This is a genomic window from Massilia atriviolacea, from assembly GCF_003953935.1.
Lineage (GTDB): Bacteria > Pseudomonadota > Gammaproteobacteria > Burkholderiales > Burkholderiaceae_D > Telluria_A > Telluria_A atriviolacea.
Map to the genome: position 1 here is coordinate 1 of NZ_RXLQ01000073.1, position 534 is coordinate 534.

Sequence of the window (534 nt, forward strand, 5' to 3'; positions counted from 1 at the left end):
CATCGACCAGTTGACCTCGGTGACCGATCCGCGCAAGCTGGAAACCCGTTATGGCGTCGACGGCCTGGGCAACCAGGCCGAGCTGGGCAGTCCCGACACCGGCCTGACCAAGTCCACTTACGATGTCGCGGGCAATCTGAAGACCAGCACCGACGGCCGGGGCAAGACAAGCACGTACAGCTACGACGCGCTCAACCGCCTGACCCGGATCGACTACACCGGCACGATCAGCACCACGTTCGAATACGACGGCGGCGCCACGCCCGTCCCGAACGCCATTGGCCGCCTGACCCGGATGACCGACGAATCGGGGAGCACCAGCTATGGCTACGACGGCTTCGGGCGGTTGACGACCAAGGTCCAGACTGTCGCCACATCGCCGACCAGCTTCACGCAGACGCTCGCCTACGCGTACGAGCCGAGCGGCCGGCTGGCGAGCGTGACTTACCCGAGCGGTAACCGGGTCAATTATGTCTACAACGACGCGGGCCAGATCAGCGGCATCACGCTCAATCCGACGCAATCGAACGGCAC

The 534-nt window shown here is 64.6% G+C and carries 1 pseudogene; it reads left to right on the forward strand.

Features of this window, described 5'->3' with window-relative positions:
• A pseudogene (locus tag EJB06_RS31600) lies at positions 1-534 on the forward strand (RHS repeat protein); the annotation flags it as partial.